The organism is Erwinia sp. AK-PDG3-5 (genome assembly GCF_056821705.1).
The window spans coordinates 1,144,030-1,170,082 of sequence record NZ_CM165967.1; the positions used below are offsets into that span (position 1 = coordinate 1,144,030).

Consider the following 26,053-nt stretch of genomic DNA (forward strand, 5'->3'; position numbering starts at 1 on the left):
CATGCACTATTTATCGCCGTTCTTTTTCGACATCTATCCCTATATCGCCGGCGCGGTTTTCCTGATCGGCAGCTGGTTACGCTATGATTATGGCCAGTACAGCTGGCGTGCAGGCTCCAGCCAGATGCTGGATAAAAAAGGCATGCGTCTGGCCTCCAACCTGTTCCATATCGGCATTATGGGCATCTTCTTTGGCCATATTGTCGGCATGTTAACGCCGCACTGGATGTACCAGGCCTTCCTGCCGATTGACGTTAAGCAGAAGCTGGCGATGATCGCCGGCGGCATTTGCGGGCTGTTAACGCTGGTGGGCGGCGGGCTGTTGCTGAAGCGTCGTCTGACCCATCCCCGCGTACGGGCCACCAGTAGCGTAGGCGATATTCTGATCCTGACGTTGCTGGTAGTACAGGTTTGTCTGGGGTTATTGACCATCCCGTTCTCGGCCCAGCATCTGGACGGCAGCGAGATGATGAAGCTGGTGGCCTGGGCGCAGGCGGTGGTGACCTTCCACGGCGGGGCTTCTCAGCATCTTGAGGGCGTGGCGGTGATTTTCCGCCTGCATATGGTGTTGGGGATGACGCTGTTCCTGCTGTTCCCGTTCTGCCGCCTGGTGCATATCTGGAGCGCGCCGGTCGAGTATCTGACCCGTCGCTATCAGATTGTGCGTAACCGCCGTTAATTTTTCAGCGAGCTGAGTGTTGCAAGGCCAGGGCTAATCCCCTGGCCTTTTTTATCCCCGACCGAAAATTTCAATCACCGCATCCAGATGATCCTTCATCGCTTTTTTCGCCGCACGCGGATCGCGCGCGCGCAGGGCTTGCAGGATCGCCAGATGCTCGGTCTCAGAGCGATGCGGCATATCCTGCGGGGTGTAATGCTGTTGCAGACTGCGGAACATGCTGCCATAACGGTGCCCCAACAGATGGGCGATGATAAAGGCATAAGCCGGATTGCCGCTGGCCTGCGCAATGCGGATATGAAACAGCCGATCGCCGGGATGCGTCGCCGAACCTTGCCGGTTATCGCGGCAGTTCTGCTCATAAGCCTGCTCAATCAACGCAAGTTCGTCTTCTGACGCATGGCGTGCGGCCAGCGCGGCGGTTTCGGGTTCAATCAACCTGCGGGTTTGCAGCAGCGAAAAGGGCGGCAGCTCGGCGCTGAAATCCAGCTGGATATCCAGTTCGTCATCTATATCGGCCCACTGATCTCGGCCAGCCTGCATCATCACCGGCTCTTCCGACGCGACGGTGCCGGGATGGCAAACAATCACGCCGTTGCCGACGCGCACATCCACCAGGCCAATCACTTCCAACGCGATTAACGCTTCCCGCACCGACGCGCGGCTGACCTGCAGTTGACTGGCGAGATCGCGCTCGGCGGGAAGCTTGCTGCCAGGCGGAAATTCGCCGCTGGCAATCAGCTGTTTCAGCTGATCGGCAATCTGGCGGTAGATCCTTGGATTCTCTAATTTTTTTATCGGCATGGCTCACCAGGCTGTTTTTCAGTTAAGCGATTCAGCCAGCATTTTGCAGAAATACGGCTTGCTGGAATGTTTTTAACATGTGAAAAATTGGTTAAATAAATAGCGCGTTTTACGGCTGAATATGCCCTGAATCATAGCAAAAGGGCACCGCTTAAAACGTTTTTTTTCGCTGTTAATGGCCTGACCATTAGTCCTTTAACCAACAGGAACCGTTATGGATCTTCAGGGTAAGAAAGTGCTTATCACCGCCGCAGGGCAGGGAATTGGCTTTAATACCGCGCAACTGTTTGCGGATTCGGGCGCGGAAGTGATCGCCACCGATATCAATATTGCCCGCCTGCAGGAACTGCCCGGCGTCACCGGCAGGGTGCTGGACGTGACCGATACGCAGGCCATTCACGCGCTGGCGGAAGAGATTGGCAACGTCGATGTGCTGTTTAACTGCGCAGGCGTGGTGCACAGCGGCGATATCCTCAGCTGCACGGAACAGCAGTGGCAGTTTGCCCTCGACCTGAACGTGACCGCCATGTTCCACACCGTGCGGGCATTTCTGCCCGGCATGCTGGCGCAGCAGAAAGGCTCAATTATTAACATGTCTTCCGTCGCCTCCAGCGTGAAGGGCGTGCCAAACCGTTTTGCTTACAGTGCCTCTAAAGCCGCAGTAATTGGACTGACGCGGTCGGTGGCAGCGGATTACGTCGGGCGCGGTATCCGCTGTAATGCCATCTGTCCGGGCACGGTGGAATCCCCTTCGCTGCGACAGCGCATCGCTGAACAGGCCAAAGCCGAAGGGCGCAGCGAAGCCGACGTCTATCAGGCGTTTGTCTCGCGCCAGCCGATAGGGCGCATTGGCAAAACCGAAGAGATCGCCCAGCTGGCGCTGTATCTGGCCTCGGATGCCAGCGCTTACACCACCGGTGCGATCCACATTATTGATGGCGGCTGGAGCAACTGATCGCCGCCCTATTTTGACAGGAGGAAGGATGAAATTATTACGTTATGGCAAGCCCGGCGCAGAGCGTCCGGCACTGGTTGATGCCCAGGGCAACCTGCGCGATCTCTCCGACGTGATTGACGATCTGGCCGGCAGCGCCTTGTCGCCCGCTTCACTGGATAAGCTGCGTCAGCTGAATGTCGACGCGCTGCCGAAAGTGGCTGGCACGCCGCGCATCGGTGCCTGCGTCGGCAATGTCGGCAAGTTTATCTGCATCGGCCTGAACTACGCCGACCATGCGGCGGAAACCGGGGCTGAAATTCCCAAAGAGCCGGTGATCTTCAGCAAATGGACCAGCGCCATTGTCGGTCCGAACGATGCGGTTGAGATCCCGCGCGACTCGGTAAAAACCGACTGGGAAGTGGAGCTGGGCGTGGTGATTGGCAAAGGCGGTCGCTACATCAGCGAAGCCGATGCGCTGTCCCACGTCGCAGGCTACTGCGTGGTTAACGACGTCTCGGAACGTGAATTTCAGATTGAGCGTGGCGGCACCTGGGACAAAGGCAAAGGCTGCGATACCTTCGGACCGCTGGGACCCTGGCTGGTGACCACCGATGAAATCCCCGACGCCAACCAGCTCAGCATGTGGTTGGAAGTGGACGGCAAGCGCTATCAGAACGGCAATACCAACACCATGATTTTTAAGGTACCGGAAATCATCAGCTACCTGAGCCGCTTTATGAGCCTGCAGCCGGGCGATGTGATTTCTACCGGCACGCCGCCGGGAGTGGGCATGGGGCAAAAGCCGCCGGTCTACCTGCGTGCCGGCCAACAGATCCGCCTCGGTATTGAGGGGCTGGGTGAACAGCGCCAGACCACCATTCAGGCTTAGGCCCGTTCAGTAAAGGACGTATTTATGACCACGATTACTGCCCTGCGCGTTGAAGATATTCGTTTCCCGACCTCGCTGTCACTGGATGGCTCGGATGCGATGAACCCGGACCCGGACTACTCCGCCGCGTACGTGATTTTAGAGACCGACACCCCGTCACTGAGCGGCCACGGGCTGACTTTTACTATTGGCAGGGGAAACGAAATCTGCTGCGCCGCAATCCATGCGCTGCAGCATCTGGTGGTCGGGCGCGATCTGGCCACCATCGCCGCAGACATGGGCGCGTTCTGGCGATCCTTTACCAGCGACAGCCAGCTGCGCTGGATTGGCCCGGACAAAGGCGCGATCCACCTGGCTACCGGCGCGGTGATCAACGCGGTGTGGGATTTGTGGAGTAAGGCCGAAGGCAAACCGCTGTGGCGGCTGGTGGCCGAGATGTCGCCGGAAGAGCTGGTGCGCTGTGTAGATTTCCGCTACATCACCGACTGCATCACGCCGGAGGAAGCGCTGGCGCTGCTGCGTCAGCGGGCGGACAACAAAGATCAGCGGCTGCAAACGCTGCTGGCTGACGGCTATCCCTGCTACACCACCTCCGCCGGCTGGCTGGGCTATCCCGATGACAAGCTGCGTCGCCTGTGTCAGGAAGCGGTGGATGCCGGCTTTGATTACCTGAAGCTGAAGGTCGGGCGCGATCTGGAAGACGACATTCGCCGGGTGACCATCGCCCGCGAAGTGATCGGCCCGGATCGCAAACTGATGATCGACGCGAACCAGGTGTGGGAAACCAATGAAGCCATACCCTGGGTGAACAAGCTGGCGTTTGCCAATCCGTGGTTTATCGAAGAGCCGACCAGCCCGGACGACATCGAAGGTCATCGCCGCATCCGGGAAGGCATCGCGCCGGTCAAAGTGGCTACCGGCGAAATGTGCCAGAACCGCATTATGTTCAAACAGTTCATCATGCGCGGCGCGATCGATGTGGTGCAGATCGATGCCTGCCGGATGGGTGGCGTCAACGAGATCCTCGCGGTGATGCTGATGGCGGCGAAATACGATCTGCCGGTCTGTCCGCATGCCGGGGGCGTTGGGCTGTGCGAATACGTCCAGCATCTGTCGATGATCGACTATCTGTGCATTGCCGGCACCCACGAAGGCCGGGTGATTGAGTTTGTCGATCATCTGCACGAGCACTTTGTTCATCCCTGTGTGATCCGCGGTGCCGCCTATATGCCGCCAGAGCATGCCGGATTTTCGATCGAAATGTTCCCGGCCTCGATTGAACAATACCGCTTTCGCGCGCTGGAACCGGCCTGATGTCGCTGCGGATTGATGCGCACCAGCACTTCTGGCACTACCAGCCGCAGGAGTATGGCTGGATCGGTGACGGGATGGCGCGGATCAGGCAGGATTTTCTGCCACGCCATCTGGCACCTGAGCTGTCTGCACAGAGCATTGACGGCAGCGTGCTGGTGCAGGCCAGGCAAAGCCTGCAGGAGACGCGCGGGTTGTTGGATATCGCTGAGCGTGCCCCGGTGGTGAAAGCCGTGGTCGGCTGGATCGATCTTCAGCAGGGCGATCTTACGCCTCAGCTGGCGGGATTTGAACATCGATCGTTACTGCGCGGCTTTCGCCATCTGATCCAGGACGAGACCGATCCGGCGGGTTGGATGCAACAGGCTCCGGTGCAATCGTCAATGCAGCAGTTACAGCAAAAAGAGTATGTCTGGGATCTGCTGGTCACACACCGGCATCTGGCCGAGGCGACGGCGTTTGCGGCCCGTCACGATGGTCATCTGATGGTGCTGGATCACCTGGGCAAACCGGATCTGGCGGCCGGTGCCAAAAGCTGGGCCAGGCAGATCGCTCCGCTGGCCGCGTTGCCGCATGTCAGCTGCAAACTGTCCGGCCTGCTGACCGAACCCCGCCCGGCGGGCTATGCCATTGACGATCTGCTGCCGTTTATCGATGTGGCCCTCGAGGCGTTTGGCCCTGACAGAGTGCTGGCCGGATCGGACTGGCCGGTCTGTCTGCTGGCGGGCGAGTATGCCGATGCCTGGCAGCTTATTCAGCGCGCCATCGCACCGTTATCGGCCAGCGAGCAGGACGCCATTTCAGGCGGCAATGCCTGCCGAATCTATCGAATAGAGGACGTAGAAGTATGAATCTTCATCTGCAAAACAAAGTGGTGATCGTAACCGGCGGCGGCTCCGGCATTGGCGCGGCCATCTCGCTAACGCTGGCCGAAGAAGGGGCAATCCCGGTGATTGTCAGCAACAGCGAACCGTCCGCTGAGCTGATGCAACGGCTTCACCAGCATCAGCCACAGGCGTTTTTCGTGCTGGCGGAACTACAGGATGAGACCAGCTGCGTGCAGGCGGTTGAACAGGTTATTCAGCAGTTTGGCCGCATTGACGGGCTGGTGAATAACGCCGGCGTCAATGACAGCGTGGGACTGGAAGCCGGACGGGAAGCCTTTGTGCGCTCGCTGGAAAAGAACCTGATCCATTACTACCTGATGGCGCATTTGTGTCTGGATCATCTGCGAGCCTGCCAGGGCGCCATCGTCAATATCAGCTCGAAGACCGCGCTGACCGGGCAGGGAAACACCAGCGGCTATGCCTCGGCAAAAGGCGGCGTGCTGGCGCTGACGCGGGAATGGGCCGCCACATTGCTCAGTGACGGGATCCGCGTCAACGCGGTGATCCCGGCAGAGGTGATGACGCCGCTGTATGAACGCTGGATCAAAAGCTTCGACCAGCCTGAGGAAAAGCTGCAGCAAATTACCCGCCATATTCCGCTGGGCAAGCGGATGACCACGCCGCAGGAAATCGCCGACACCGTGGTCTTTTTACTGTCGTCACGGGCCTCGCACACCACCGGGCAATGGCTGACGGTGGACGGCGGCTATTCCCATCTGGACAGGGCGCTGACATGACCGGGAACCGACGTTACTGCCAGGCACTGGACCTGGCTGACGATCCGCAGCTGATTGCGGAATATCGCCAGTATCACCAGCAAATCTGGCCGGAGATTGCACAACATCTGCGGCGCTACGGCATCGCCGATATGGAAATTTATCTGCTGGGCACCCGGCTGGTAATGGTGATGGAAACTACGCCAGACTTCGACGCTGAGCGGTTCGCACAGTTTAGTGAGCAGGATGCGAAAGTCAGGGAATGGGAGGCGCTGATGTGGACATATCAGCGGCCCACCCCCTGGACGCCCGCCGGAGAAAAATGGGTGGCGATGGAACGGATCTTCTCTCTGCAGGAGCAGAACTAAGGGTATAAACGGGTGCTCTTCTGGCCCTCATCTCTTCACTGCCGGTGTTTTTCGCTGTACTGGCCTCAGCTACCGAGGAACGAAACATGTTAGTCAATAAGACGACTGCGCCGGCTTATCGCGAGCGACAAGCGGCAACCAGCTATCGGCTGGCCTTTATTATGGTTACCGTGCTGTTCTTTATGTGGGGACTCTCCTACGGCTTGCTCGACGTGCTGAATAAGCATTTCCAGGACGTGCTGCACGTTAACAAAGCCCAGTCGGGCCTGTTACAGGCGGCCTACTTCGGCGCCTACTTTGTGGTGGCGTTACCGGCGGGATTCTTCATGGATCGCTTCGGTTACAAGGCCGGTGTGCTGGTGGGACTGTGCCTGTATGCGCTGGGTGCGCTGCTGTTTGTTCCTGCCGCTTCAGCGGGCAGTTTTGAGATGTTCCTGCTGGCGCTGTTTGTCATCGCGCTGGGGTTGGGCTGTCTGGAAACCGCAGCCAACCCTTACGCCACGGTGCTGGGCGATCCGGCTGGCGCAGAACGTCGCCTGAATCTGTCACAATCGTTCAATGGCCTGGGGCAGTTTGTTGGCCCGGTGATCGGCGGCTCGCTGTTCTTCTCTGCCACGCAGGGCACCACCACCGATGGCCTGGCGTCAGTGAAAACCACCTACGTGGCGATTGCGGCGTTAGTGCTGGTGATTGCCTTTGTCTTTGGCCGCACCCGTTTGCCGGACATTCGCGCGCAGGAAGAAGAGCAGAGCAGCGGCGATGAAAAAAGCCTGTGGCAGCATGGCCACTTTACCGGCGGGGTGATTGCTCAGTTCTTTTATGTCGCCGCGCAGGTGGGGGTCGGTGCCTTTTTTATTAACTATGTTACCGAGCACTGGGCAAACCTCTCTAACCAGAACGCCTCTTACCTGCTGTCGGTGGGGATGGTCAGCTTTATGATTGGCCGCTTCTTCAGCACCTGGCTGATGGGACGCGTTCGTCCGGCGACGCTGCTGGTGGCGTATGCCGCCATCAACATTGTGCTGTGCGCCATCGTGGTGTCGGGGATTGAAACGCTGTCGGTGATTGCGTTAGTGGCGGTTTTCTTCTTTATGTCGATTATGTTCCCTACGCTGTTCGCGATGGGGGTAAAAAACATGGGCAAGCAGACCAAGCGTGCCAGTTCGCTGATGATTATGGCGATTGTCGGTGGCGCGATTATGCCGTATCTGATGGGCGCAGTGGCCGATCGCTACAGTACCGCCACCGCCTACAGCCTGCCTTTGTTGTGCTTCGCCGTAGTGCTGATGTATGCCGTTCGTCAGCGGGCAAAAGCCTGACGGCTCTTCTCTGAATATTTCGCACTGTCCGGGCAGCCACAGGCTGCCCTTTCTTTACATAACATCTACTTTTCTTCACGCCAGCCAATGCTTTACCATGGCGTTACTCTTTCGCATCGCACTATGGATATTCAATGCGTTCTCTGGCCACACTTCTTCCTGCTCTGCTGTTACTGACCGCCTGTAGTAGCCACAAACCACCACAGAATGTTGAACCGCAGGGCAATCCCTTTGGCGGCGGCTTTAAGTTGGACCCCGCACACAACACCACGCCATTGATGGGTGATTTTGCCAATAATCCGGCCACCGAGCGCTTTATCGATAAAATGGTGCGCGAACACGGTTTCCAGCGTCAGCAGCTGCATGATGTGCTGGCGCAGGCCAACAACCTGGACTGGGTTATCCGCCTGATGGATCGCCAGGCGCCAATTGCGCAGGGACCGACCGGGCCAAACGGCGCGTGGATCCGTTATCGTGCCAAGTTTATTACCCCGTCCAACGTGCAAAACGGCGTGGTGTTCTGGAACCAGTATCAGGATGCGTTGCAGCGTGCCTACCAGACATACGGTGTGCCGCCGGAAATTATCGTCGGCATTATTGGCGTGGAAACCCGCTGGGGCCGCGTGATGGGCAAAACCCGCATTATCGATGCGCTCTCAACGCTGGCGTTTAACTATCCGCGTCGGGCCGACTTCTTTAGCGCGGAGCTGGAAACCTTCCTGCTGATGGCAAGAGAAGAGGGCGATGACCCGCTTGATCTGCGCGGCTCCTACGCCGGTGCGATGGGTTACGGCCAGTTTATGCCGTCCTCCTTTAAAAGCTATGCCGTCGATTTCAATGGCGATGGGCACATCAACCTGTGGGACCCGGTGGATGCCATCGGCAGCGTGGCGCACTACTTTAACGCCCATGGTTGGGTGAAAAATGGCACCGTGGCCGTGCCGGCGACCGGTCCCGACACCAGCTGGGAAACCGGCTTCAAGACCCGTTATTCCGTCTCGTCGCTGGCCGCCGGCGGCTTTCGTCCGCAGCTGAAACTGGACGGCAATCAGCAGGTCAGCCTGTTGCGCTTTGATATGGGCACCCGCTATCAGTACTGGTTCGGCTTGCCAAACTTCTACGCCATCACCCGCTATAACCACAGCAATCACTATGCGATGGCGGTGTGGCAACTGGGTCTGGCGGTGAAGGACGCGCGCTAAACCTTAGCGCTGCGTGTCTGAGGAAAGACCTGCAAACCCCTGCAGGTCTTCTTCCAGCGAGGAGCGGATATGCTGGCGGGTCATCGCTTCGGCCCGATCCTCATCGCCGGCAATCAGCGCATCATGCAGTGCCTGATGCCCACTGACCAGCGGCTCACGCTGCGGCCAGTGGCCTTCTGACCAGCGATACAGCCACTCCATTTTATCCTGTAACTGCTTGTGCCTGCGGTTGAGATGCCCGTGACTCGTCGCGTCCACCAGCGTGCGATGGTAGCGAAGATCGGCCTCGACGCGGCTGTCCATATCACCCTTCTCCGCCTTCGCCAGGCCGTCAAAAGCCTGGTTCAGTTTCTGACGGCTTAACGGCGTGCGGCGGCTGACGTAAATTCTGGCCGCCAGACATTCCAGCGCTTCCCGCAGCGTGTAGATTTCCCAGATGATTTCGGCGTTTAACGGCGCCACATGGCAGCTGAGATAAGGCGAACGTACCACCAGTTCCTGCGCTTCCAGCGCAAACAGCGCCGAACGAACGGTGCCGCGGCCCACGCCCATCTGCTGCGCCAGCGCAATCTCGGTCAGCACTTCGCCGGGCTGCAAGCGGCCATGGACAATCTCCCGTCGAAGCCAGTCGATGGCGTTATCCTGCAAACTCTTGCGTACGATGGGATCCTGTTTATCCATGACGAAACCTTAAAAGTTGCGCTGGAAATGGCTGCTGACAAAGGCCCGGCAGCGGTCGGAGTTGGGGTTGGAAAAGACCTGCTCAGGCGGGCCTTCTTCTTCAACCCGCCCCTGATGCAGAAAGATCGCCTTGTTCGACACTTCGCGGGCAAAGCCCATTTCGTGGGTGACGATAATCATGGTGCGGCCTTCTTCAGCCAGGTCGCGGATCACTTTTAATACGTCACCGACCAGCTCGGGATCGAGGGCTGACGTTGGCTCATCGAACAGGATCGCTTTCGGGTGCTGCGCCAGCGCGCGGGCAATGGCAATACGCTGTTGCTGACCGCCAGAAAGGTGAGCAGGCCAGGCATCCCTCTTCGCCGACAGCCCGACCTTTTCCAGCAGCGCTTCCGCTTCTTCGATGCACTCTTTTTTATTGCGCTTTTGCACATGCACCGGCGCTTCAATGATGTTTTGCAGCACGGTGCGGTGCGGCCAAAGATTAAAGCTCTGGAAAACAAAACCGAGCTGCTGACGGATATTGCGCACCGCGGTTTGTTGCGCGTTGGTCAGCGTGCCGTCGCTACCGGTCAGGGTGATTTTTTCGTTAGCGACCTGAATTTCGCCGCCCTGGGGTACTTCCAGAAAAGGAATGCAGCGCAGCAGGGTACTTTTGCCCGAGCCGCTGGCGCCAATCAGCGAAATCACATCGCCGTCGTTGGCGGTCAGGCTGACATCATGCAGCACTTCATGCTGGTCAAAACTCTTCTTTATGTTACGCAGTGTCAGCGTGGGTGTGCTCATGCTCTGGCTCCGAACTTATCGGGTGAAAGATTTTTCTCAAACAGGGAGAGACCCTTGGTGACGATCAGCGAGATGGCGAGGTAAATCACCGCCGCACTGATAAACACTTCCAGCGCCCTGTAGGTGGATGAGACCTCGGCGTTGGCAATCCCGGTGACGTCCATCAGGCTGATGGTGCTGACCAGCGACGTCGACTTGGCCATCGAAATCACTTCATTACTGTAGGCCGGTAAGGCCTGACGGACGGCAATCGGCAGCGTGATCCGTTTGAGGATGGTGAATTTTGACATGCCGCACACCCTCGCGGCTTCAATAGCCCCGGCGGGCACGGCGCGAATGCCGCCTCTGAGAATTTCAGCGGTGTAGGCCGCGTCATTAAGGATCAGGGCCAGCAGCCCGCACCAGTAAGGATCGCGCAGGAACGGCCAGAGAAAGCTGTGGCGAATGGCGCTGATATTGCCGAGACCGTAATAGATCATAAAAATCTGAATCAGCAACGGCGTGCCGCGGAACAGAAACACATAACTGCGCGCGACGTAACTGCCCGCACGCGTGGCCCGCAGTAAGTTGAGAGTCAGCGCCAGCAAACCGCCACCCAACAGCGACAGTACCGCCAGGTTTAGGGTCAGCGGCAGGCCGGCTAACAGCTTTAGAAAGGTCTCTTGTATAAAGGTAATGTCCATGCCCGTGCCCCTAAAGCTGGTGGTAATTCTGACCGCGCAAAGACCATTTCTCAGCCTGACGGATCGCAAACTCAGAGACGGTGGTGATCAGCAAATAAATCACTGCGCCAACGGCAAAGAAGAAAAAGGGCATCTGCGTCGAGCCGGAAGCCACCTGCACCTGATTCATGGTTTCGACCAGGCCGGTCACCGACACCAGCGCCGACTCTTTAATTGCCGACTGCCACTGATTGCCCAGTCCGGGGATGGCGGTGGTCAGCGCCTGCGGGACGATTACCCGCCGGAACATCAGCCATTTTCCCATGCCGACCACCGTGGCGGCTTCCAGCGTGCCTTTGGGGATGCTGTGATAAGAGCCACGGAACACTTCAGCCTGTCCGGCACCCGAAATCAGCCCGATCGCCAGCGCGCCCGCGACAAAGCCGCTGATATCAAACGGCCCCTGCATACCCAGTGCGTGACCAAAGAAGGCCAGCACCTGACGACCGCCAAAGTAGAAGATATAGATGACGATCAGGTCAGGAATACCGCGTAACACCACGGTATAGCCTTCCGCCAGTCGACGCATCCAGCGGTTGCTGCCAATCTTCGCCCAGGCCACCAGGCTGCCAATCACCGATCCCAGCAAAAAAGCGCAAAGCGACACGGATACCGTCACGCCAGCGGCTTTCAGCAGCACGGGGCCCCATCCGTCGGGGCCAAAACTCAGAAGTTGCCAGTCAATACCCATCAGGAACTCCGGTCATTATTGTGGCGATAAATCCATGCCAAACCATTTGACGATCAGCGCCTTCATCGTGCCGTCTTTCACCATAGAATCGATAGCGGTGTTCAGTTTCGCCTGCAGTTCCGTGTCGTCTTTACGCATGCCGATCGCCGAACCCGATCCCAGTACGCCATTCTGGAAGGTGTATCCGGTCAGTGCGCCATTGCCGTTTGAACGCTTCACGTAGGCCGTCAGGTTAGGGACCGCCGCCATCACCATATCCACGCGGCCGGCATCGAGGTCGAAGAAGGTATCTTTGCCGCCAGGATAGGTACGAATAGTGGCGATATCACCAAAGTATTTTTTCAGGAAGTCAGCCTGAATGGTGGCTACCTGCACACCAATCGTTTTGCCTTTCACCAGCTTAGCGATGCTGTCGATGGCCGGTTTGCTGGCGGCATCATCGGTCAGTGAAATGCGGGTACCGGTACCGGGCAGGCTGGTGATGCTGCTGTCTTTGGTGGTGACAAAGCCTGAGCCGCCGTTGATGTATGGGCTGGTGAAGTTAATGGTTTCCTGACGCTTAGGGGTGATCGACACCGCATCGACGATCGCATCATATTTACCGTCCAGCAGGCCTGGGATCATGCCGCCCCAGCTCTGGGCGACGATTTTGTAGTTAAAGCCCGCGCGCTTAGCGATCTCTTTGATCATGTCGGGTTCGAAGCCGACAATTTCACCCGATGGCGTGGTCTGGTTGTACGGAGGGAAGGCGCCTTCGGTGGCGAAGGTCAGCGACGAGAGGTCTCTCGCCTGTAACTGTGGCAGAACCAGCAGGCCCAATGCGGCAATGGCACCGGTAAGGAAACGTTTGCGTGTCAGAATCATGTGCTACCCCTGAGAAAGTGAAAAACGGATTAAGAGAGAATATCCAGCGTTAAACGCGTCAGCGCGATGGCACCGACGCTGATGCAGCCTTCGTCTGGCTGATAGTCTGAGTTATGAACATGGTCGTTACGGCCAGGCTGAGCCGACCCAATATGGATCTGACAGGCCGGAACCCGGTCGGAAAAGTAGGAGAAGTCTTCCGCGCCGAAGCTTCTGCCTTGCTGCACTTCAGGCTGCTGCTTAAACTGGCGAGTGATGCTTTGCTCGGCGAGGTCGACCATCCGGTCGTCATTGAGCAGCGGTGGAACGCCACGCTGATAGTTGATCTCCACTTTGACGTTCATCGCCAGCGCCACTCCGGCACACACGCGGCGGAAGGCAGCTTCAATATGATCGCGTGAGGCGGCCGAGCGCGCCCGTACCGTGCCCCGAAACAGGCAGGAATCCGGAATAATATTGTGGATGGCGCCGCCTTCAATATGCCCCACGGTCATTACCGCTGACTGGGCTGGATCCATCTCGCGGGAGATGATGGTTTGCAGTTGGGTAATCAAATACGCGGTGGCAACAATCGGGTCCGCAGCGGCATGAGGACGGGCGGCGTGCCCGGAGATGCCGATCACCTGCACGTCGAACTCATCACAGGACGCGGTACTGGCGCCACGGGTCAGCAGAATATTGCCGACCGCCAGTTCCGGGCGGTTATGGAAGGTGATCGCCATGTCCTGGCCATCGGCGGCTCCGTCGGCAATCATCGCCGCGGCACCACTTTCCGTGGTCTCTTCCGCCGGCTGGAAGATCAGGCGCACCGACCCTTTCAGCAACGGCTGCAGCTCTTTCAGCGTGGCCGCCACACCCAGCAGGGTTGCCGTGTGCAGGTCATGACCGCAGGCGTGCATTTTGCCCGGCCAGACGCTGGCAAACGGCAATCCGGTTTTCTCTTCGATGGGCAGGGCATCCATATCGGCACGCAGCAACAGACTTGGGCCTGACTCTGCACCGTGAATGTCCAGCATGACGCCGGTTTTTCCCACGCCGGTCTGCGGCTCAAAGCCTAATCTCTGTAGCTCATGGGCGATCACTTCTGCCGTACGATGCGTATCAAAACCCAGCTCCGGATGCGCATGAATATCGCGGCGCAGCGCAATCAGGTGGGGCGCCAACCCTTTCACCATCCCGGCAATTTTTTCATCAAGGCCCTCAGGCTGAGATGCGTTCATTCATAACCTCACAGTGGGGAAAATTGCTGGTCAAAAGATAGACAATTGATTGTCGACAATCGATAATGGCCAAAAAATCAACAGGAAACAAGCCGCTATGCGTAAAAATGCCACCTTGCTGGCTGGACTCGGCCATTACACCTGCCCGCAAAGCGGTGGGCTTGTACCGCCTGTTCAGAGCAGCGTTACCTCGGTTATCGATGGCAGTGAAGGCGCACTGGGCTATGCCCGTAGCGGAAACTCGTCGGTACTACTGGCTGAATCGCTGCTCAACACCCTCGAACACGGTCAGGGTTGTGCCTTCTTCAACGCCGGGGCGACTGCGGCCTGGGCCGTGCTATCTACGCTTACACCGGGTGACGGCGTGATCCTCGAAGCGGATTGCTATTACGAGTTTCGTACCATCATCAGCCGCTACTGCCAGCGGCAGGGGATCGCCATAACGCTGGTGGACCTTTGTAACCTGGAAGCGGTCGGGCAGGCAACGCGTCAGGGGCATACGAATTTGATCTGGGCCGAGCTGCCCACCAATCCCTTATGGAAAATTGCCGATATTGCGGCGCTGGCGAAGGTGGCTCATCGGGTGGGGGCGAGGCTGGTGGTGGATGCCACCGTGGCCACGCCGTTATGGCTCAACGCGCTGACGCTGGGGGCGGACGTGGTGCTGCACTCGGCGACCAAATACCTGAATGGCCACGGCGATTTAACGGCTGGCGCTCTGGTGACCGCCAGGCCGGACGCGTGGTGGCAGGAGATTATCGCTTACCGCACCGCATCCGGTTCGGTATTGCCGGCAATGGAAGCCTGGTTGCTGTTACGCGGAATGCGCACGCTGTCGCTTCGGGTGGAAAGGGCCTCTGAGAATGCGTTAAAGATTGCGCGCTGGCTGGCACAGCAGCCTGGCGTCTCCGGGGTGCATTATCCCGGGCTGGAACAGAATCCCCATTTTGCCCGCGCTGAGGCCCAGTTCTCTGGCGGCTTTGGCGCGATGCTCTCTTTCCAGCTCAACGTCGGTGCAAAAGCCGCCGCCGCGTTTTGTCGTCGCACCCGCGTCTTCCGCCATTCAACCTCATTAGGGTCGACAGAAAGCCTGATTGAACACCGTCGCAGTACGGAAGGCGAGGGATCCCGTTGTCCTGACGATCTGCTGCGCCTGTCGGTGGGCATTGAAGACTGCGCGGATCTGCTTGCCGATCTTGCCCAGGCGTTAGATGCTACAGTTAATGCGTAGGGTTGACCGTTATGATGAGGAACACATGAAAGACTGGAATCCCGATCTTTACCGTCAGTTCGAAGCTGAACGGACGCGTCCTGCCACCGAATTACTCTCCCGCATTCCCCTCCGACATGTCAGCCGTGCCACCGATCTGGGGTGTGGGCCGGGCAACAGTACCGAGCTGCTCTGTCAGGCCTGGCCAGAAGCCCGCGTGACGGGGCTGGACAGCTCGCAGGCGATGCTGGAGCAGGCGCTGAAACGACTGCCTGATTGCCATTTTGTACAGACCGATATCCGTCACTGGCAGGCTGACGTGCCGCAGGAGGTGATTTACGCCAACGCTTCTTTGCAGTGGCTGACCGATCATCAGCAGTTATTCCCCCATTTGGTGGCACAGCTGGCTTCTGGTGGCGTGCTGGCAATCCAGATGCCTGATAACCTTGACCAGCCGACGCACAGCCTGATGCGCAAAGTGGCGGAAGACCCACGGTGGGCAGAGAAAATTGGCCCGGGTGCCGCCGACCGCAAGAAACTGCTCAGTACCGAAGCGTATTACGATTTGCTGAGTGCGGCGGGCTGTAAGGTCGATATCTGGCGCACCACTTATTACCATGTGATGCCGTCGCATCAGGCGATGGTGGACTGGCTGAAGGCGACCGGCTTGCGGCCGTTTCTGACCCCACTGAGTGAACCGGATCAAGAGGCTTTTCTCGCGGAATATTTGCGTGAGCTGGCCGGTGCTTATTCGGTCCGTCAGGATGGCAATGTGCTGATGCCTTTCCCTCGGCTGTTTATGGTGGCCCGAAAAGGGTGAGCCTGCGTTTTTCCTGGAAGACGGCGCGCAAATACGGCGTTTGCGGCCTCTTTTAACGAGAAAAAATGCTAGGCTTGCGGTTCTGTTAGTGAGGGAAAAGAGGAGTCGGGATGACGGACACAGAATTAATGCAGCTGAGCAAGGACATCGGGCAGCGGCTGTTACACCGCAAGGCGACGGTGACGGCGGCGGAGTCCTGCACCGGCGGCTGGATCGCCAAAGTGCTGACTGATATCGCCGGCAGTTCGCAATGGTTTGAGCGCGGCTTTGTGACCTACAGTAATGAGGCGAAAGCGGATTTAGTTGGCGTGACTGCCGCCTCGCTGGCGCGTTTTGGAGCCGTCAGCGAACAGGTGGTGCGGGAAATGGCCGAAGGCGCGCGGCGGCAGGCGCGGGCGAATTTTGCACTATCTGTCAGTGGGATAGCCGGCCCGGATGGCGGTTCGGCGGAAAAACCCGTGGGCACGGTCTGGTTCGGTTTTGCCGCAGAAGGCAAGGAGACGCTGGCCCAACGGCAGGTTTTCTCCGGTGACCGTGAAGCGGTTCGCCGTCAGGCCACCGCCTGGGCGCTCCAGACCCTGCGCGATCATTTTCTCGAAAATTAAACTTGATACTGTATGACCATACAGTATAATCAGCCCCATATTGAGTATATGCAAAGCCGCGTGTGCGTGTGCTTTACCCCGCATGATTAGGAGCGAAAATGGCTATCGACGAAAACAAGCAAAAAGCACTGGCAGCAGCGCTGGGCCAGATTGAAAAGCAATTTGGTAAAGGCTCCATCATGCGCCTGGGTGAAGACCGTACCATGGACGTGGAAACCATTTCGACCGGTTCCCTGTCACTGGATATCGCACTGGGTGCGGGCGGCCTGCCAATGGGGCGTATCGTTGAAATCTATGGCCCTGAGTCTTCCGGTAAAACCACGCTGACCCTGCAGGTGATTGCTTCTGCACAGCGTAAAGGTAAAACCTGTGCGTTTATCGATGCAGAGCATGCCCTTGACCCGGTTTATGCCAAAAAACTGGGTGTGGATATCGATAACCTGCTGTGTTCTCAGCCGGACACCGGTGAGCAGGCGCTGGAAATCTGTGACGCGCTGGCGCGTTCAGGTGCGGTAGACGTGATCATCGTTGACTCCGTGGCGGCACTGACGCCGAAAGCAGAAATCGAAGGTGAAATTGGTGACTCTCATATGGGCCTCGCGGCACGTATGATGAGCCAGGCGATGCGTAAGCTGGCCGGTAACCTGAAAAACTCTGGCACCCTGCTGATCTTCATCAACCAGATCCGCATGAAAATCGGTGTGATGTTCGGTAACCCGGAAACCACAACCGGTGGTAACGCGCTGAAGTTCTACGCTTCTGTCCGTCTGGATATCCGCCGTATTGGTGCAATTAAAGAAGGTGACGAAGTCGTCGGCAGCGAAACCCGCGTGAAGGTGGTGAAGAACAAAATTGCAGCGCCATTCAAGCAGGCTGAGTTCCAGATCATGTATGGCGAAGGCATCAACATTTACGGCGAGCTGGTAGACCTGGGCGTGAAGCACAAGCTGATTGAAAAAGCCGGTGCCTGGTACAGCTACAACGGCGATAAGATTGGTCAGGGTAAAGCGAACTCAGGCAACTTCCTGAAAGAGAACCCGGCTATCGCCAACGAAATTGAAGCTAAACTGCGTGCTACGCTGCTGACCAACCCGGACACCAAGCCTGATTTTGTGGCAACGGCGGCCGAGCTGGATGAAACCAGCGAAACCAACGAAAACTTCTGATTTCGTTCCTGACAGCCTGCGCTGTCAGCATGAGAAAAAAGGAACGGGATTAAATCCGTTCCTTTTTTTGTTTCTTGCTTTCAACCTCGCTACCCTTACCGTGTGATCCCCCTTTAAACCTGAAAAAACGTGGAGCAAGATGTCTGACGCCACTGAACGTAGCCAGTTCGCTCGCCTGCTGGATCGGGCAATGCGCATTCTTGCCATGCGCGATCACAGCGAAGTTGAGTTTCGCCGCAAGCTGGCGTTGTCAGCCGAACGCGCCGCGATGTATGCCAAAAACAAGTCTCAGGAACCGGAGACCATCACGCCGGAGCAAATCGACCGCGTGGTGGCCTGGTGCTATGAAAACCGCTATCTGGATGATGCCCATTTTGCCGAGCGTTTTGTCGCCAGCCGCAGCCGAAAAGGCTATGGCCCACAGCGTATTCGGATGGAAATGGGGCAGAAGGGGATAGACAAGGCGCTGACGGATGAGGTGCTGGCCAATAGCGAAATTGACTGGGCGCGCCAGGCATTTGAAGTCGCTGAACGCAAATTTGGCTTACCGCTGCCTACCGACTGGAAGGAGAAAGCCAAAGTCCAACGCTATCTGATGACCAAAGGCTTCTTTTCCGACGATATTCGCGCCATTTTCTCAAATTTTGACGAATGACCGACGATGGGATTTTACTTCCCCCCGAAGAAAATTTATCTTATTCACCACTTTTTGTTCGTGAGTTGCCAGCGAAGACTAACGCTTTCTGGCGAGGTTAGACTCACGAAACAGTCTTTAGCGTGATTCAGGGACAATTATGAGCAAGAGCACTGCGGAGATTCGCCAGGCGTTTCTCGACTTTTTCCAAAGCAAGGGACATCAGGTTGTAGCCAGTAGCTCCCTCGTCCCAAAAAACGATCCGACGTTGTTGTTCACTAACGCCGGGATGAACCAGTTTAAAGATGTTTTCCTCGGTCAGGATAAGCGTAACTATTCCCGCGCCACCACCTCTCAGCGCTGCGTGCGCGCGGGTGGCAAGCATAACGACCTCGAAAACGTGGGTTATACCGCCCGTCACCACACTTTCTTTGAAATGCTGGGTAACTTCAGCTTCGGCGACTATTTCAAGCGCGAGGCCATTGGCTTTGCGTGGGAGCTGTTGACCGGCGCACAGTGGTTTAACCTGCCGAAAGAGAAACTGTGGGTCACCGTTTACGAGACCGATGACGAAGCCTTCGACATCTGGGAAAAAGAAGTGGGCGTGCCGCGCGAGCGCATTATCCGCATCGGTGATAATAAGGGCGGCGCGTATGCCTCCGATAACTTCTGGCAGATGGGCGATACCGGTCCTTGCGGCCCGTGCTCCGAGATCTTCTTCGACCATGGCGATCACATCTGGGGTGGTCCTCCGGGCAGCCCGGAAGAAGATGGCGATCGCTTTATCGAGATCTGGAACATCGTCTTTATGCAGTTCAACCGTCAGCCAGACGGAACCATGCTGCCGTTGCCTAAGCCATCTGTCGATACCGGCATGGGCCTGGAGCGTATTACTGCCGTTCTGCAGCACGTTAATTCTAACTACGAAATCGACCTGTTCGCCAGGCTGATCGCATCGGTTGCTGAGGTGACGGGCGCCACGGATTTGACCAGCAAATCCCTGCGCGTAATTGCCGATCATATTCGTTCTTGTGCTTTCCTGATTGCTGACGGGGTTATCCCTTCGAATGAGAACCGTGGCTACGTGCTGCGCCGCATCATTCGTCGTGCTGTCCGTCATGGCAACATGCTGGGCGCGCAGGGCAGCTTCTTCTGGAAACTGGTTGGGCCGTTGATTTCTGTGATGGGTTCCGCGGGCGAAGAGCTGGCAACCCAGCAGTCTCAGGTTGAGCAGATCCTGAAAACAGAAGAAGAGCAGTTTGCTAAAACGCTGGAGCGTGGTCTGGCGCTGCTGGATGAAGAGCTGGAGAAATTGCAGGGCGATACGCTGGATGGCGAAACCGTCTTCCGTCTGTATGACACCTTCGGCTTCCCGGCTGACCTGACGGCTGACGTTTGCCGTGAAAGAAATCTGAAGATTGATGAGGCTGGCTTCGAGAAAGCCATGGAGCAGCAGCGTCAACGTGCGCGTGAGGCCAGTGGCTTCGGCGCTGATTACAGCAAAGTGATCCAGATTGATGCCGCGTCTGCCTTCAAAGGCTACGAGCAGCTTGAACTGAACTCCACCGTGACCGCTATTTTTGTCGACGGTAAACCGGCGACAGAGATCGTGGCAGGGCAGGAAGGGGTGATTGTGCTGGATGAGACGCCATTCTATGGCGAGTCGGGTGGCCAGGTTGGCGATACCGGCGAGCTGAAAGGCGATGCAGCCACCTTTACCGTCAACGACACGCAGAAATACGGCCAGGCGATCGGTCATACAGGCACGCTGGCAACCGGTAAAATCCGCATTGGCGATCGTCTGTCAGCGCAGGTTGACCAGGCACGTCGTGACCGCATTCGTCTGAATCACTCTGCTACGCACCTGTTACATGCTGCATTACGTCAGGTTCTGGGTCATCATGTGGCGCAGAAGGGCTCTCTGGTTAACGACAAATACCTGCGTTTTGACTTCTCGCATTTTGAAGCGATGAAGCCAGAAGAAATTCGCCAGGTTGAAGAGATTGTTAATGCCCAGGTTCGTCGCAATTTGGCGATTGAAACCAATATCATGGAGCTGGAAGCCGCGAAATCCCATGGTGCGATGGCGCTGTTCGGTGAGAAGTATGACGATCACGTGCGTGTGCTGAGCATGGGCGACTTCTCCACGGAACTTTGTGGGGGTACCCACGCCAGCCGTACCGGTGATATCGGCCTGTTCCGCATTCTGTCTGAGTCGGGCACCGCTGCTGGCGTGCGTCGTATTGAGGCCGTAACCGGTGAAGGCGCGTTGGGCCTGATGTATGCCCAGAGCGAGCAGTTGCAGGACATTGCCCATCTGATTAAAGCCAACAACAGCAACCTGAACGAAAAGGTCCGTGTGATGATTGATCACGTACGCGGCCTGGAAAGGGAGCTGCAGCAGCTTAAGGATCAGCAGGCGGCGCAGGAGAGTGCGTCCCTGAGCAGTAAAGCCATTGAGATTAAAGGCACCAGGTTGCTGGTCAGTGAATTGAGCAACGTTGAGCCGAAGATGCTGCGTACGATGGTCGACGAGCTGAAAAACCAGCTCAAGTCAGCAATCATCGTGCTGGCGACCGTGGCGGATGGGAAAGTCTCCCTGATTGCCGGGGTAACGAAAGATCTGACCGACCGGGTTAAAGCCGGCGAACTGGTGGGCGAACTGGCTCAGCAGGTTGGCGGTAAAGGTGGCGGTCGTCCTGATATGGCTCAGGCGGGTGGCACTGATGCTCAGGCGCTGCCTGCGGCACTGGCAGGCGTTGAGTCGTGGGTCGCTGCAAAGCTGTAACAAAATAAAAAATGCGCGCAGAAGGCGCTGTGGAGTCACTCCATGGCGCTTACTGATGGGTGCACTCTTAAAAAACACAAAGTCAGGTTAGCGAAGGGTATTTCGGCTAAACTAAGTATCAGCAGAATGTATTGGTATGATGGTGCACTTGTGGTGTATTTGTCATAGTCTATATTTAGCGTTATACGATGGATAATGCCGGGCGACAGTTAACCCGACTCTTTTAATCTTTCAAGGAGCAAAGAATGCTTATTCTAACTCGTCGAGTTGGTGAAACCCTCATGATTGGCGATGAGGTGACTGTAACGGTGCTGGGTGTGAAAGGGAACCAGGTTCGCATCGGTGTGAACGCCCCTAAAGAAGTGTCTGTCCATCGCGAAGAGATCTATCAGCGTATTCAGGCCGAAAAAACTCAGCAAACGAGTTACTAACGGATCCGGCGTCTCGCTACGCTTAGCGAGGCGCTACCGGTTTTCTTCGTCATCCCTGCCATTCTTCTGTCTTAAATCCCCCGTTCCGCTTTCTCTGTTGCCCTGAACTTTTCACTGTTTCTGCCTCAATACTGCTTTTGATTGCCCTGTATTGGCTGTCGTGGGCCAAAATCGTCCCTCAATTGTATTTTCTTGCGCTGAGCTTATTGCATTATCGCCTGGGTATTATTGTTGATATTTCAATCTTTTTGTCGCCAAAACACCCGTATTGCCTGCGAATTGTGCAATCAAACACGTAGGGGGAAAAATTGTTTGACTTATAAGTCCGCCAAAGTAATATGTGCGCCACGCAGTGCCGATGAGCAGTTATCAAGTTCTGAAGCACAACTCGCAAGAGTGCGTACTGGTGAGGTGGCCGAGAGGCTGAAGGCGCTCCCCTGCTAAGGGAGTATGCGGTCAAAAGCTGCATCCGGGGTTCGAATCCCCGCCTCACCGCCATTTGCATCCATAGCTCAGCTGGATAGAGTACTCGGCTACGAACCGAGCGGTCGGAGGTTCGAATCCTCCTGGATGCACCATTTTACGAGAGAGTTTGAACTAAACTTTTTTGTGTGTAGTACGATACTTGTTAGCAGCTTGTATCACGGTGAGTCGTTAGCACCCTGCGTTATACCAGAATATGTCATGCATCCATAGCTCAGCTGGATAGAGTACTCGGCTACGAACCGAGCGGTCGGAGGTTCGAATCCTCCTGGATGCACCATTTCTGAGAAGTGAAAGCGTTCCTTCGAATGGCAATTAGTTTCTTCAGTATCACCTCAGGTTTGTCGCGTTATCTCCCCTTAGTTTTTCCGATGCATCCATAGCTCAGCTGGATAGAGTACTCGGCTACGAACCGAGCGGTCGGAGGTTCGAATCCTCCTGGATGCACCATATTCTGCAATTCTGGTAGCACCGCTGTTCTGGCAAATTAGCGTGTAGCTGAAGCCAGCACAAAGGATGATAACGTTGCTTCAGCAACGGCCCGTAAGGGTGAGGCGAAGCCGAATAATCCTCCTGGATGCACCATATTCTGCAATTCTGGCAGCACCAGAATGAAGATTTTACGGTCCTTGTAGTCGACTGATTTGTCTCTCTCAACAATTCAGCCAGCGCACTCGACGGTATCATCGCATTACCCCTCAGCATTAACGCATTTCCCAATGCATCCATAGCTCAGCTGGATAGAGTACTCGGCTACGAACCGAGCGGTCGGAGGTTCGAATCCTCCTGGATGCACCATATTCTGCAATTCTGGCAGCACCGCTGTTCTGGCAAATTAGCGTGTAGCTGAAGCCAGCACAAAGGAGGATTACCGTTCCACACAACATCTCCTCTTCACAACAATTTACCACCCTCAAAATATTAACCCCTTGATTACCGTGTAAAAAATATGTCTACTCCTGTTTAGAACCCTCTGAGCTTATTCTCACGCCAAATTCTGATAATGAAAATCCCTATGTAAATCAAGGCATTTGCGGATCCATGCCAACAGCGACAAGTGCACCGCTTTACGCTAAAGTAATTGTTCACTTGATCATGGATGGAGAGAGCAGAATGTACGACAGTTATGCAGGGTTGATCTTTGATATGGATGGCACCATTTTGGACACGGAGCCAACGCATCGTAAGGCCTGGCATGACGTTCTGGCCCGCCATGGACTGCACTTTGACGAACGCTCGGTGATTGGTCTGAATGGCTCGCCGACCTGGCGAATTGCTGAAGCGATCATCGCCAGTCATCAAAGTACGCTGGACCCTTTTAAGCTGGCGGAAGAAAAAACCGTGGCGCTAAAAGAGATGCTCTTTGATACCGTGCGTCCACTGCCGCTGATTGAGGTGGTGAAAGCCTACAAAGGACGTCGTCCTATGGCGGTTGGCACCGGTAGCGAACATGCGATGGCAGAAGCCTTGCTGCAGCATCTGGGGCTACGCGAGTACTTCGATGTGATTGTGGGGGCCGACGATGTCACCCGCCACAAACCCGAGCCAGAAACCTTTGTGCGCTGCGCAGAGTTGATGAAGGTGGTTCCATCACGTTGCGTGGTGTTTGAAGACGCAGATTTCGGCATTCAGGCAGCTCAGGCCGCAGGAATGGACTTCGTCGATGTACGTTTGCTGTGAGTGACTGGCTCGCTTACGGGTCGATGTTCGCCAGCAGCTTTCTCAGTGCAACCTTACTCCCCGGCAGTTCAGAAGTATTACTGGCGGGCCTGCTGATAGCAGGAAAGGTTTCAGTGAGTGGCATTGTTGCAACCGCAGCACTTGGTAACACGCTAGGCGGTCTGACAAATATTATCATTGGTCGCTGGCTGCCGTTAAAACAGCAGGGGCGATGGCATAACACAGCAACGGCGTGGCTGCACCGTTTGGGGCCTGCTGCGCTGCTATTGAGTTGGTTGCCAGTGATTGGCGACCTGCTATGCGTTCTCGCTGGCTGGCTACGTTTTGCCTGGCTGCCGATGGTGTTTTTTCTCGCCGTGGGTAAGACCTTGCGTTACATAGCGTTGGCGTACGCAACACTACAGGGCATGGATTGGTGGCATTGATTCGCGAATAATCGGCGCTACGGTTAACATTATGCTTAACAATAATAAGTTTTTCTCCGAGCGGGAGGTCAATTTGATCCCGGACGTATCACAGGCGCTTTCCTGGCTGGAAGCTCATCCTGACGCATTAAAAGGTATTGGTCGCGGTATTGAACGCGAAACGCTGCGCGTCAGACCAGATGGTCATCTGGCGACCACCGGCCACCCAAAATCTCTTGGCTCGGCGTTAACGCACAAGTGGATTACCACGGATTTTGCGGAAACGCTGCTCGAATTCATTACGCCGGTAGAAGGCGATATCGACAAACTGTTGGCCTTTTTACGGGATATCCACCGTCATACCTCCCGCGATTTAGGCGAAGAGCGTATGTGGCCAATGAGCATGCCGTGCCTGATTGAAGACAGTCAGAATATCGAACTGGCTCAGTACGGCAGCTCCAACATCGGTAAGATGAAAACGCTCTACCGTGAAGGCTTAAAAAACCGCTACGGTTCGCTGATGCAGGTTATTTCCGGCGTCCATTACAACTTCTCGCTGCCGCTCTCTTTCTGGCAGGCATGGGGAGAAGGTAAGGATGAGAAGAGCGGGCAGGATGCGATCTCCGAAGGCTATCTGCGCCTGATCCGTAACTACTACCGTTTTGGCTGGGTCATTCCTTATCTGTTCGGCGCATCTCCGGCGATCTGCTCTTCATTCCTGCAGGGAAAAGAGACTAAGTTGCCGTTCGAGAAAACGGAAAAGGGCATGCTGTATCTGCCTTATGCCACCTCATTACGTCTGAGCGACCTCGGTTATACCAACAAATCTCAGAACGGTCTGGGCATCACCTTCAATAATCTGCCCGATTATGTGAAGGCTCTGAAAGCGGCGATCAAAACGCCGTCGAAAGAGTATGGCGAGATGGGCATTAAGGACGAGCAGGGTAACTGGTTGCAGCTGAACACCAACGTGCTGCAGATTGAAAACGAGCTTTATGCGCCAATCCGTCCTAAACGTGTCACGCGTTCCGGCGAGAACCCGTCTGACGCGCTGCTGCGTGGTGGGATTGAGTATATCGAAGTCCGTTCACTGGATATCAACCCGTTCTCAGCCATTGGCGTCGATGAGAATCAGGTCCGCTTCCTGGATCTGTTCCTGATTTGGTGTACGCTGGCCGATGCGCCGGAGATGAGCAGTGACGAGCTGCTGTGCACCCGGACCAACTGGAACCGCGTGATCCTTGAAGGGCGTAAGCCTGGCTTAATGTTGGGCATGGGGTGTGGTGAAGCGCAGCATCCGCTGGCAGAAGTAGGCAAAACGCTGTTCAAAGATCTGCGTCGCGTGGCTGAAACGCTGGATAGCCAGCAGGGAAATCATTTGTATCAGGAAGTGTGTGATCGTCTGGTTGCTTCTTTCGACGATCCGGATTTGACCTATTCAGCACGATTCCTGAATGCCCTGAAAGATAACGGCATTGACGGCACGGGGCTGGCCCTGGCGGAACAGTATCGCCATCAGCTGGCTGAAGAGTCGCTGGAAATTTTGACTGAGTCTGATTTTGAGCAGGAAGCTGTTCGCTCAAATGCGAGTCAGCAGGAAATCGAAGAAAGTGATACGCTTAACTTTGAAGACTTCTTAAAGAGTCGCAGTTAAGAAAAGAAAATGGCCACATTGCTGTGGCCAAAATAACATCTCTGTTGTCAGGGATGATGATAACAAAATTGCGCGTCTTTCATATATTCAGACCGGGCACGA

At 56.2% G+C, this 26,053-nt stretch carries 26 protein-coding genes and 5 tRNA genes; 24 read left to right on the plus strand and 7 right to left on the minus strand.

Features of this window, described 5'->3' with window-relative positions; all coding sequences use genetic code 11:
* The first annotated feature begins 1 nt into the window (after position 1).
* Positions 2–679, plus strand: a complete 678-nt coding sequence (gene narI, locus AC1UKS_RS05210) for a respiratory nitrate reductase subunit gamma (RefSeq protein ID WP_482436041.1) — start codon at positions 2–4, stop codon at positions 677–679.
* Between the two features lie 51 nt (positions 680–730).
* Here narI and AC1UKS_RS05215 read toward each other — a convergent pair whose 3' ends face one another.
* Positions 731–1,483 carry a FadR/GntR family transcriptional regulator gene (locus AC1UKS_RS05215; RefSeq protein WP_482436042.1) on the minus strand — a complete coding sequence of 251 codons (753 nt, stop codon included), beginning with the start codon at positions 1,481–1,483 and terminating at the stop codon, positions 731–733.
* 214 nt (positions 1,484–1,697) lie between these two features.
* On the opposite strand from AC1UKS_RS05215, the gene AC1UKS_RS05220 reads away from it, so the two are divergent.
* The 8 genes from AC1UKS_RS05220 to mltB all read left to right on the plus strand — a co-directional run bounded on the left by AC1UKS_RS05220 (position 1,698) and on the right by mltB (position 9,112).
* The gene (locus AC1UKS_RS05220; RefSeq protein WP_482436043.1) at positions 1,698–2,438 is read left to right on the plus strand and encodes an SDR family oxidoreductase; all 741 of its coding nucleotides are present in this window, start codon (positions 1,698–1,700) and stop codon (positions 2,436–2,438) included.
* Positions 2,439–2,466: 28 nt separating this feature from the next.
* Entirely contained in the window at positions 2,467–3,309 is an 843-nt protein-coding gene (locus AC1UKS_RS05225; protein WP_482436044.1) for a fumarylacetoacetate hydrolase family protein, read from the plus strand.
* A gap of 24 nt (positions 3,310–3,333) precedes the next feature.
* On the plus strand, positions 3,334–4,623 hold the full coding sequence (locus AC1UKS_RS05230; protein WP_265908692.1) for an L-fuconate dehydratase: 1,290 nt from the start codon (positions 3,334–3,336) through the stop codon (positions 4,621–4,623).
* On the plus strand, positions 4,623–5,471 hold the full coding sequence (locus AC1UKS_RS05235; protein ID WP_482436045.1) for an amidohydrolase family protein: 849 nt from the start codon (positions 4,623–4,625) through the stop codon (positions 5,469–5,471). The genes AC1UKS_RS05230 and AC1UKS_RS05235 overlap by 1 nt, the downstream gene beginning before the upstream one ends.
* Positions 5,468–6,244 carry an L-fucose dehydrogenase gene (locus AC1UKS_RS05240; RefSeq protein WP_482436046.1) on the plus strand — a complete coding sequence of 259 codons (777 nt, stop codon included), beginning with the start codon at positions 5,468–5,470 and terminating at the stop codon, positions 6,242–6,244. The genes AC1UKS_RS05235 and AC1UKS_RS05240 overlap by 4 nt, the downstream gene beginning before the upstream one ends.
* A complete protein-coding gene (locus AC1UKS_RS05245) occupies positions 6,241–6,591 on the plus strand; it encodes an L-rhamnose mutarotase (protein WP_105760038.1) in 351 nt (116 codons plus the stop codon). The genes AC1UKS_RS05240 and AC1UKS_RS05245 overlap by 4 nt, the downstream gene beginning before the upstream one ends.
* Before the next feature lie 86 nt (positions 6,592–6,677).
* Complete coding sequence (gene fucP, locus AC1UKS_RS05250; protein ID WP_482436047.1) at positions 6,678–7,910, plus strand: L-fucose:H+ symporter permease; 1,233 nt, start codon at positions 6,678–6,680, stop codon at positions 7,908–7,910.
* A 134-nt stretch (positions 7,911–8,044) separates the two neighbouring features.
* Complete coding sequence (gene mltB / locus AC1UKS_RS05255) at positions 8,045–9,112, plus strand: lytic murein transglycosylase B (RefSeq protein ID WP_482436048.1); 1,068 nt, start codon at positions 8,045–8,047, stop codon at positions 9,110–9,112.
* Positions 9,113–9,115: 3 nt separating this feature from the next.
* Here the strand turns inward: mltB and AC1UKS_RS05260 are convergent, their stop codons facing one another.
* The 6 genes from AC1UKS_RS05260 to AC1UKS_RS05285 are packed head-to-tail and all read right to left on the minus strand — an operon-like array spanning position 9,116 to position 14,076.
* Positions 9,116–9,793: a GntR family transcriptional regulator gene (locus AC1UKS_RS05260; protein ID WP_482436049.1), complete on the minus strand. Its 678-nt coding sequence runs from the start codon at positions 9,791–9,793 to the stop codon at positions 9,116–9,118.
* A gap of 9 nt (positions 9,794–9,802) precedes the next feature.
* Entirely contained in the window at positions 9,803–10,579 is a 777-nt protein-coding gene (locus tag AC1UKS_RS05265) for an ABC transporter ATP-binding protein (RefSeq protein ID WP_105760034.1), read from the minus strand.
* The gene (locus tag AC1UKS_RS05270; RefSeq protein WP_482436050.1) at positions 10,576–11,262 is read right to left on the minus strand and encodes an ABC transporter permease; all 687 of its coding nucleotides are present in this window, start codon (positions 11,260–11,262) and stop codon (positions 10,576–10,578) included. The genes AC1UKS_RS05265 and AC1UKS_RS05270 overlap by 4 nt, the downstream gene beginning before the upstream one ends.
* Positions 11,263–11,272: 10 nt before the next feature.
* Entirely contained in the window at positions 11,273–11,992 is a 720-nt protein-coding gene (locus AC1UKS_RS05275; RefSeq protein ID WP_482436051.1) for an ABC transporter permease, read from the minus strand.
* Between the two features lie 15 nt (positions 11,993–12,007).
* On the minus strand, positions 12,008–12,856 hold the full coding sequence (locus AC1UKS_RS05280) for a transporter substrate-binding domain-containing protein (protein WP_265908703.1): 849 nt from the start codon (positions 12,854–12,856) through the stop codon (positions 12,008–12,010).
* A gap of 29 nt (positions 12,857–12,885) precedes the next feature.
* On the minus strand, positions 12,886–14,076 hold the full coding sequence (locus AC1UKS_RS05285) for a M20 metallopeptidase family protein (protein ID WP_482436052.1): 1,191 nt from the start codon (positions 14,074–14,076) through the stop codon (positions 12,886–12,888).
* A 97-nt stretch (positions 14,077–14,173) separates the two neighbouring features.
* Between AC1UKS_RS05285 and AC1UKS_RS05290 the strand changes: the two genes are divergently transcribed.
* From AC1UKS_RS05290 to gshA, 15 genes are all read left to right on the plus strand, one after another.
* Entirely contained in the window at positions 14,174–15,307 is a 1,134-nt protein-coding gene (locus AC1UKS_RS05290) for a trans-sulfuration enzyme family protein (RefSeq protein WP_482436053.1), read from the plus strand.
* A gap of 25 nt (positions 15,308–15,332) precedes the next feature.
* Positions 15,333–16,106 carry a trans-aconitate 2-methyltransferase gene (gene tam, locus AC1UKS_RS05295; RefSeq protein ID WP_482436054.1) on the plus strand — a complete coding sequence of 258 codons (774 nt, stop codon included), beginning with the start codon at positions 15,333–15,335 and terminating at the stop codon, positions 16,104–16,106.
* 110 nt (positions 16,107–16,216) lie between these two features.
* Positions 16,217–16,711, plus strand: coding sequence for a nicotinamide-nucleotide amidase (pncC, locus tag AC1UKS_RS05300; RefSeq protein ID WP_265908709.1), 495 nt, complete (start codon positions 16,217–16,219; stop codon positions 16,709–16,711).
* 98 nt (positions 16,712–16,809) lie between these two features.
* The gene (gene recA, locus AC1UKS_RS05305; RefSeq protein WP_013203498.1) at positions 16,810–17,877 is read left to right on the plus strand and encodes a recombinase RecA; all 1,068 of its coding nucleotides are present in this window, start codon (positions 16,810–16,812) and stop codon (positions 17,875–17,877) included.
* A 139-nt stretch (positions 17,878–18,016) separates the two neighbouring features.
* Complete coding sequence (locus AC1UKS_RS05310) at positions 18,017–18,532, plus strand: regulatory protein RecX (RefSeq protein ID WP_013203497.1); 516 nt, start codon at positions 18,017–18,019, stop codon at positions 18,530–18,532.
* A 139-nt stretch (positions 18,533–18,671) separates the two neighbouring features.
* The gene (alaS, locus tag AC1UKS_RS05315; protein ID WP_482436055.1) at positions 18,672–21,299 is read left to right on the plus strand and encodes an alanine--tRNA ligase; all 2,628 of its coding nucleotides are present in this window, start codon (positions 18,672–18,674) and stop codon (positions 21,297–21,299) included.
* Positions 21,300–21,544: 245 nt separating this feature from the next.
* Positions 21,545–21,730, plus strand: a complete 186-nt coding sequence (gene csrA / locus AC1UKS_RS05320) for a carbon storage regulator CsrA (RefSeq protein ID WP_004155916.1) — start codon at positions 21,545–21,547, stop codon at positions 21,728–21,730.
* Between the two features lie 405 nt (positions 21,731–22,135).
* A tRNA-Ser gene (locus tag AC1UKS_RS05325) sits at positions 22,136–22,228 on the plus strand.
* Between the two features lie 3 nt (positions 22,229–22,231).
* Positions 22,232–22,308, plus strand: a tRNA-Arg gene (locus AC1UKS_RS05330).
* Positions 22,309–22,416: 108 nt separating this feature from the next.
* Positions 22,417–22,493 (plus strand) — tRNA-Arg (locus AC1UKS_RS05335).
* 93 nt (positions 22,494–22,586) lie between these two features.
* A tRNA-Arg gene (locus AC1UKS_RS05340) sits at positions 22,587–22,663 on the plus strand.
* Positions 22,664–22,934: 271 nt separating this feature from the next.
* A tRNA-Arg gene (locus AC1UKS_RS05345) sits at positions 22,935–23,011 on the plus strand.
* A gap of 315 nt (positions 23,012–23,326) precedes the next feature.
* Positions 23,327–23,893 carry a fructose-1-phosphate/6-phosphogluconate phosphatase gene (gene yqaB / locus AC1UKS_RS05350; RefSeq protein ID WP_482436056.1) on the plus strand — a complete coding sequence of 189 codons (567 nt, stop codon included), beginning with the start codon at positions 23,327–23,329 and terminating at the stop codon, positions 23,891–23,893.
* On the plus strand, positions 23,890–24,318 hold the full coding sequence (locus tag AC1UKS_RS05355; protein ID WP_041692106.1) for a YqaA family protein: 429 nt from the start codon (positions 23,890–23,892) through the stop codon (positions 24,316–24,318). The genes yqaB and AC1UKS_RS05355 overlap by 4 nt, the downstream gene beginning before the upstream one ends.
* A 31-nt stretch (positions 24,319–24,349) precedes the next feature.
* Entirely contained in the window at positions 24,350–25,951 is a 1,602-nt protein-coding gene (gene gshA, locus AC1UKS_RS05360; RefSeq protein ID WP_041692105.1) for a glutamate--cysteine ligase, read from the plus strand.
* The last annotated feature ends 102 nt before the right edge of the window (positions 25,952–26,053 follow it).